Source organism: Pseudomonas tehranensis (genome assembly GCF_014268615.1).
Lineage (GTDB): Bacteria > Pseudomonadota > Gammaproteobacteria > Pseudomonadales > Pseudomonadaceae > Aquipseudomonas > Aquipseudomonas tehranensis.
Genome location: NZ_JABWQV010000304.1, coordinates 1 through 5,225, shown reverse-complemented (window position 1 = coordinate 5,225; position 5,225 = coordinate 1). Strand labels below are relative to the sequence as shown.

The 5,225-nt window shown below is 62.7% G+C and carries 5 protein-coding genes; 4 read left to right on the top strand and 1 reads right to left on the bottom strand.

All coding sequences use genetic code 11. From position 1 onward, the window contains the following. Positions 1–28: 28 nt before the first annotated feature. Positions 29–1,885 carry a quinoprotein ethanol dehydrogenase gene (gene exaA, locus HU811_RS24550; RefSeq protein WP_186658587.1) on the bottom strand — a complete coding sequence of 619 codons (1,857 nt, stop codon included), beginning with the start codon at positions 1,883–1,885 and terminating at the stop codon, positions 29–31. A 252-nt stretch (positions 1,886–2,137) separates the two neighbouring features. Here exaA and pedF point away from each other — a divergent pair, with 252 nt between their 5' ends. From pedF to HU811_RS24530, 4 genes are read left to right on the top strand one after another with little or no spacing between them, the layout of a single operon-like run. Continuing rightward, complete coding sequence (pedF, locus tag HU811_RS24545) at positions 2,138–2,599, top strand: cytochrome c-550 PedF (protein ID WP_092398659.1); 462 nt, start codon at positions 2,138–2,140, stop codon at positions 2,597–2,599. 5 nt (positions 2,600–2,604) lie between these two features. Next, positions 2,605–3,480, top strand: a complete 876-nt coding sequence (locus HU811_RS24540; protein ID WP_186658586.1) for a substrate-binding periplasmic protein — start codon at positions 2,605–2,607, stop codon at positions 3,478–3,480. Positions 3,481–3,490: 10 nt separating this feature from the next. After that, positions 3,491–4,246, top strand: coding sequence for a quinoprotein dehydrogenase-associated SoxYZ-like carrier (locus HU811_RS24535; protein ID WP_092398655.1), 756 nt, complete (start codon positions 3,491–3,493; stop codon positions 4,244–4,246). A 16-nt stretch (positions 4,247–4,262) separates the two neighbouring features. Continuing rightward, positions 4,263–5,192 (top strand): quinoprotein relay system zinc metallohydrolase 1, encoded by a 930-nt coding sequence (locus HU811_RS24530; protein ID WP_186658585.1) that lies wholly within the window; start codon positions 4,263–4,265, stop codon positions 5,190–5,192. Positions 5,193–5,225 lie beyond the last annotated feature (33 nt).

Here is a 5,225-nt window from a genome sequence, read left to right as displayed (position 1 = left end):
ATCGCGAGCAGGCTCGCTCCCACAAGGGTTATTGGCGGGCCACCTTGTTATCCCAACTTGGAATCTTGAACACCCAGAACGACCCGCCCTGGGCCACGGGTTTGGTCAGCTCGGCCATGTCGCCACCCCACAACGGCACGGCGCCGCCATAACCGACCGTCACGCCGATGTATTGCTCGCCGTCCTGCTCCCAGGTGATGGGCGGGGAGACGATGCCGCTGCCGGTCTGGAATTTCCACAGTTCCTTGCCGGTCTTGGCGTCGAAGGCCTTGAAGAAGCCGTCGCCGGTGCCGGTGAACACCAGATTGCCCTTGGTGGCGAGCACCCCGGCCCACAGCGGCAAGGCTTCCTTGTGCTCCCAGACCACCTTGCCGGTGGTGGGGTTCATCGCCCGCAAGCTGCCGACGTGATCGTCATACATGCGCTTGATGCGAAAGCCCATGCCCAGGTAGGCCGAGCCTTTCTTGTAGTTCACTTCTTCGGTCCAGTATTCCTCTTTCCACTGGTTGCCAGGGACGTAGAACAATCCCGTGTCCTGGCTGTAGGCCATGGGGTTCCAGTTCTTGCCGCCGAGGAAGGGCGGCGAGACTTCCACCGGTTTGCCCTTGGTTTCGCCCGGCAGTGGCTTGGCTGGCCGCTGGCCGGGATTTTCCACCGGACGGCCGGTCTTCAGGTCGATGTGGCTGGCCCAGGTGATGTTGTCGACGAAAGGGAAGGCGTTCTGCAGCTTGCCGTTGTTGCGATCCACCACGTAGAAAAAACCGTTGCGGTCGGCGTGGGCGGTGGCCTTGACCAGCTTGCCGTCCTTGTCCTTGTAGTCGAACAGCACCAGCTCGTTGTTCCCGGAGAAATCCCAGGCATCGTTGGGCGTGTGTTGATAGAACCACTTCACCTCGCCAGTGCTTGGGTCGACGCCCACCTGGCCGGAGGTGTAGAGGCTGTCGTAATCCTGCGGGTTGCCATCCTTGGCGGTGCGCGCCCAGGTGTTCCATGGCCCCGGGTTGCCGGCGCCGACGATGATAGTGTTGGTTTCGGGGTCGAAACTGGCGCTCTGCCAAGGCGCGCCGCCGCCGTGGCTCCATGCCTCGACCTTGCCGGTCTCGGTGGTTTTGTCATCGGGCCAGGACGGTGCTTTCGCATCGCCGGTCGGCGTGCTGTCCTTGCCATTGAGACGGCCCATGTGGCCTTCGACGAAAGGCCGCATCCAGACCTCTTCACCGGTGTCCGGGTCCCGGGCGAACAACTGGCCGACCACGCCGAACTCATCCCCGGAACTGCCATGGATCAACAGCACCTTGCCGCTGGTTTTGTCCTTGATCAGCACTGGGGCACCGGTCATGGTGTAGCCGGCCGCGTGATCGCCGAACTTCTTGTTCCACACCACTTTGCCGGTGTTTTTATTCAGCGCGACCACCCGCGCATCCAGCGTGCCGAAATAGATCTTGTCGCCGTAGATGGCCGCGCCGCGATTGACTACATCGCAGCACGGACGAATGTTGTCCGGCAGCCGATGGCTGTAGGTCCACAGGCGTTTGCCGGTCTTGGCGTCGAGGGCGAACACTCGCGAATATGAGCCGGTGACGTAGACCACGCCGTCGCTGACGATGGCCTGGGACTCCTGACCGCGCTGCTTTTCGTCGCCGAATGAATAAGACCAGGCCGGCGTGAGCTTGAACACGTTCTTGTCATTGACCTGGGCCAGCGGACTCCAGCGCTGGGCGTTGGTGCCCATGCCGTATTGCAGCACATCCTGGGTGGTGAGGTGGTCGTTGGCGATGTCTTCCCAGGTGACGGCGGCGTTCGCCTGCGGACTCAGGGACAGGCTGCCGGCCAGCAGCAAGGCAACGGTCAGGGAAGAGAGGGCAGGTAGCGTTTTTATTGTCATGGTGGGATTTCCCAGTGAGGTTTTGGCCTGACTAGGTTGGGTCGCGCCAGGGCTGTACCGATACGGAAAAAGTCCCGCCCTTGCCGGGAAGACTTCCCGAACCGGTTGTCTTTGCGAACCGCACCGGATGACCCGCTACCAAGGAACTAGATCGCGGCCACCAAAGCAGCATTCGGCTGGGGCGAGGTGCTTCCTAAGATGACGGCACGGCTTCTGTAAGGAGGTCTTGCGTGCAATCCAGAGGGCATAACAATGACAACAAAACGCAACGCCATCATCGCTACCGCATTGCTGATAGGGCTGACCGGCGCAGGTTCCGTATGGGCCCATGGCGACGTGGTGCCCCAGGCGGTGGAAACCAAGGGTCTGACCCCGGTCAAGGACACCGGCTTACCGCTGGATGCGGACGGTTGGGCAGCGCAAAACCCGTACCGGGGTTCGCCCGAGCGTGACAGGGCCGTGGAAATCGGCGCTTCGGCCTACAACCAGAACTGTGCGGCCTGCCATGGCCTGGAAGCCAAGTCTGGCGGGATCGCCCCAGACCTGCGCATGCTCGACGCCGCCGAAGTCGGCGACGAGTGGTTCGTCGAGCGCGTGCGCCATGGTGCGGTGCGTGATGGCCGGGTCTACATGCCGAAAATGGCCGACTACCTGAGCCAGGAAGCCTTGTGGGCGGTGCGCACGTATCTTGACAGCGTGCACGTCGAGGAGTGATCGCCATGCGCCTGCTCGCGTGGATATTTTGCAGCCTGTTGCTGTGTGGTCAGACGGTACAGGCGCAGGTGCGCAACTACGACGAAATGATCGCCGCCGGCGAACTGAAAGTGGCGGTGTACAAGGATTTCGCCCCCTACAGCTTCGAAGACCATGGCCAGCCCCGGGGCGTGGACGTGGAGCTGGCCCAGGCCCTGGCCAAAGCCCTTGGTGTGCGTCTGCGATTGATCTGGGCACCGCCCGGCGAAAAGCTCGATGACGACCTGCGTGATTACATCTGGCGCAGCAGCGCGCTGCATGGTCGGCAGTTGGCCGACCTGATGATGCGCGTGCCCTACGACCGCGACTACGTGCAAAAGCGCAACGACATCGGTGAACTGGAAAATGCCCAGGTCGCCATGTTCGGACCTTATCAGCAAGAGTGCTGGCAAGTGGCGTACGACCAACGACGACTGGAAAGCGTCGCCAGTGTCGCGGTGTTCCAGCAGCACCCCATTGGCGTCGAGGTCGACAGCGTGCCGTCGTTCTACCTGACCTCGGTGTTCAACGGCATGCTCAGCGCCAAGACCCATCACTTCCCCGGCGTAGGCCAGGCGTTCAAGGCCATGCGGGCCGGGGAGGTCGACGCGGTCATGGCCATGCGCGGGGAGATCGACTGGCAACTGCATGAGGCGGCCGATCCGCAACTGGCATTGGCCGAAAATGCTTACCCGAACATGGGCAAGCAACGCTGGGAAATCGGCATGGCGGTGCATGAGAGTAACCGCCAGTTGGCTTATGCGGTGGAAGAAGCGCTGGAAGGGTTGATTCGCGACGGCAGTATCAAAACCATCTACGCCCATTACGGCCTGCGTTACGAAGTGCCCGACATGTATCAATAGGAGCGCAGGGATGAACTGGCGAGCGTTGGGTCTGCTGTTGTGCTGCCTGCCGTTGACGGCGACAGCGCTCGAGACCGGGAAGGACCCGGTGCCCTCGGTGATGTGGGCCTTCTATCACAAACAACTGCTGAATGAGGCGCCCTTCGTCTTCGACGAGCGGGTCCGCTTGCTGGCGCCACCTTTTGCCGAAGATGCGCGCCAGGTGCCGCTGCAAATCGATGCCCGCGCGTTCACCGGCGACGTGGTGCGCATGCTGGTTTGGGCCGAACTGAACCCGCTGCCCAAAATTGTCGACTTCCAGCCGGGGGATCGGGTGCTGCCCTGGCTGGCGATCCGCATTCGTATCGAACAGGCCACGCCGTTGCGCGCCGCCGTGCAGACCCGTGACGGCCTGTGGCACGTCGGCTCGACGTTGATCGACGCAGCCGGTGGCGGCTGCACCGCGCCAAGCGTGGTGCGCACCCAGCCGGGCTGGGAAGAACACCTGGGCCAAGTGCTGGGAGCCCGTTACCCCCGAGGTGAAGACAGTCGCCTGCGCCTGCAAGTGGCCCACCCGATGGACAATGGGCTGGTCAGCGGCATCCCGGAGTTTTACCTCAATCAGGCGCAGTTGCTGGACGCCGACGGCCAGGTACTGGCGCGCCTGGAGCTCTTTGCGGCCGTCAGTGAAAACCCCAACCTGAGCTTCGATATTCAAGGGCCCGGACAGGTCCGCCTGTTGTTGCGTGACAACAGCGGCAATGAATTCGAGGCAACGGTCCCCTGACCACAAGGAGCGCGCCATGCGTTGGTTGTTGCTGATCTGGCTCGGCCTGTGCTTGCCGACATGGGCCGCAGCGGACTATTCACTCAAGCCCCGGCAGATCGCCGAAGGCACCTGGCTGCTGGAAGGCAGCACGGACAATTTTGCCAAGGCCAACGGCGGCAACATCGTCAACACTGCTTTCATTGTCACCGAGGCCGGCGTGGTGGTCATCGACACCGGCCCGTCCCGGCGCTACGGGCAGGCCTTGCGCCAGGCGATTGCCGCGACCACCGATAAGCCGGTGGTCCAGGTGTTGCTGACCCATCATCACCCCGACCATGTCTTGGGCAACCAGGCCTTCAGCGACGTCTCCATCGGCGCGTTGGCGGGCACCACCGACTTGTTGCGCCAGCAGGGCGATGCCATGGCGGAGAACATGTACCGGCTGGTCGGTGACTGGATGCGTGGCACCGAAGTGGTGTTACCAAACCAAGTGCTGGTTCCCGGGCCGCTGAAGGTCGGCAACCATTCGTTGCGTCTGCTGGCATTGGCCGGGCACACCGGGGCGGACCTGGCGATCCTCGATGAAACCACCGGCGTGTTGTTTGCCGGCGATCTGGTGTTCTACGAACGGGCCCTGACCACGCCGAACAGCCCAGGGCTTGAGGTCTGGCTCGAGGACCTGGACACCCTGCAAAGCCTGCAGTGGAAGCAGATCGTACCCGGCCATGGTCCAGTGGCGAGCGATGCCCGGCCTTTCTTGCAAATGCGCGACTACCTCGGCTGGCTCGACCAACTGATGCGCGACGGCGCGGCCCGTGGCGACGACATGGCCGAGATGATCCGCAGCCCCATTCCCCAGCGTTTTGCCGGGATCAGCCTGAGTCGGTACGAGCTGATTCGCAGTGTCAGCCATCTGTATCCGCGGTATGAACGAGGCCAGATGAAGCGGATCGACAACCACTGACCCGTAGGAGCTGCCGAGTGCAACGAGGCTGCG

What these genes read in the sequence shown, in the direction of transcription:
- HU811_RS24535 (WP_092398655.1), top strand. Translation starts at nt 3,491, where the DNA reads ATGAACTGGCGAGCGTTGGGTCTGCTGTTGTGCTGCCTGCCGTTGACG.
- HU811_RS24530 (WP_186658585.1), top strand. Translation starts at nt 4,263, where the DNA reads ATGCGTTGGTTGTTGCTGATCTGGCTCGGCCTGTGCTTGCCGACATGG.
- exaA (WP_186658587.1), bottom strand. Translation starts at nt 1,885, where the DNA reads ATGACAATAAAAACGCTACCTGCCCTCTCTTCCCTGACCGTTGCCTTG.
- HU811_RS24540 (WP_186658586.1), top strand. Translation starts at nt 2,605, where the DNA reads ATGCGCCTGCTCGCGTGGATATTTTGCAGCCTGTTGCTGTGTGGTCAG.
- pedF (WP_092398659.1), top strand. Translation starts at nt 2,138, where the DNA reads ATGACAACAAAACGCAACGCCATCATCGCTACCGCATTGCTGATAGGG.